Source organism: Hydrogenivirga sp. 128-5-R1-1, assembly GCF_000171895.1.
In genome coordinates this window covers 1-1,863 of the sequence record NZ_ABHJ01000223.1, presented here as the reverse complement: position 1 = coordinate 1,863, position 1,863 = coordinate 1, and the positions used below count along the sequence as shown (strand labels likewise).

The 1,863-nt window shown below is 30.6% G+C and carries 2 protein-coding genes; both read right to left on the bottom strand.

Going from position 1 to position 1,863, the window contains the following annotated elements; all coding sequences use genetic code 11:
- Positions 1-1,220 (bottom strand): phosphoglucomutase/phosphomannomutase (locus tag HG1285_RS03100; protein ID WP_008288959.1); only part of this gene is annotated, 1,220 nt, incomplete at its 3' end.
- 76 nt (positions 1,221-1,296) lie between these two features.
- Positions 1,297-1,863 (bottom strand): putative metalloprotease CJM1_0395 family protein (locus HG1285_RS17870; RefSeq protein WP_008288958.1); only part of this gene is annotated, 567 nt, incomplete at its 5' end.

Sequence of the window (1,863 nt, the reverse complement as noted above, 5' to 3'; positions counted from 1 at the left end):
ATTTCCTTTATAGGTTCTCCAATTAACTTGTTAAGTGGCTTTTCTTTTAGACTTGCTACTAATTTTCTACCTTGATTACCTTCTAACTTCAAATCTACTCTTTTATAGTATGCAGTTCCAAATTCTTTAAATAAATCTTCCACAAGCTCTACAAGTGTTTTACCTGATAAAAGCATCATCTCAAGAACCATTAAACCGGATAAAAGACCATCTCTTTCGGGAATATGAAAACCAAATCCATATCCTCCGGATTCTTCTCCACCAAAAGCTATTTTTTCTTTTAAAAATAAGTCTGCAATATACTTAAATCCAACAGGAGTTTTAAATAATTTTCTACCTTCTTTTTTAGCAATTCTATCTACTAAATATGTGGTTGAAATTGTTTTTGCTATGCCTCCGTCAATTTTCTTATTTCTTATAGTATGAAGAAGCAAAAGGGCATAAACAATTTGAGTACTTACAAACTCTCCAGCATCATCTACAATACCAACCCTATCTCCATCGCCATCATTTGCCACACCTAAACTTGCACCTTCTGCAACAACTTTTCCTTTTAAAAGGGACAGATTTTTATCAATAGGCTCAGGATGTTTAAATCCAAAAAATGCATCCCTATAGTGATTTATCTCTTCTACATCTATAGATGTATCTTCTAAAATTTTATTTAAATATCCAATAGTGGCTCCGTGCATTGGGTCGTGTATTACTTTTATGTTTTTTTGTTTAAAAGCCTCTTCTTCAAGATATGAAAAAAGTTTATTTAAATATAACTTATTAAAATCATAAACTCCCCATTCTTTTTTACCGGCTTTGGGTAATGTATTTCCTAATTTATTTTCTATATTCTTTATTATATCTGGTGTCGCTGGACCACCGTATCCTCCCTTTACTTTATATCCATTATATTGATAAGTATTATGAGAGGCAGTTATCATAATTCCTTCATCTGCGTTTAATTCTTTTACAGCTAAAGATAAAGCTGGAGTTGAACAGTACCTGTTTGAAAGTATTACATTAAAATCATTTGATGAAAAGATTTCTGCTACAAGTTTTGCAAATTCTTCAGACATAAATCTCGTATCATATCCGATAACAACCTTTTTCCCATTTTTCTCTTTCAGGTGGTCAGCATGAGCCTGGGCAATTTTTGAAAGGTTTTCAAAAGTAAAATCCTTAGCAATAATTGCTCTCCATCCATCTGTTCCGAATTTAATAGACATATTTTTCCCCTTAAATGTTTTTGAGAAAATTTTAACATAAAAGAATTTTAAAATTTTAATCGTTATAGATGTATCATTAAATAAATAAGTTTATATATTTCCCTTTCTTTTCTTCTTTATTGTGAGCTTGCATTTCCATCCTCGCTTTTATTTCCATTAATGAGGCTTGAGCTGCTACTTTTAAATCTTGGGGAGATGGATTTGCTGGTGCAAGTGCTGCTGCCTTTATTTTCTGTGCTATTTTTATTGTTTCTTCTGGAGTTTTTCCTTTTCTAATCTTTATAGGAACTTCTCCACCAACAATATATCTTTTACCATCAGGTCCAACTGCATATTTATAATTTACAGGACCGGCTAACTCTCCCCCAACAGATTTATGTGCCATTTCATGGGCAATAACTTTCTTTTCAATAGTTTTAAGCTGATTAATTATCATTTGTTTTTTTATATTTTGATAATTGTTATATGCGTTGTTAGAAAGATTATTTATATTATTTATTTCCATTTTTAAAATCCGAATGGACTTTAAATCTAAAAATAAATATATTATAGTATCTTTAACTTTCAAGAAATTTAACATGAGGTTTTTATGGAAAAATTCACTGTAATAGCAGGCCCTTGCGTAATAGAAAGTAAAGAACTT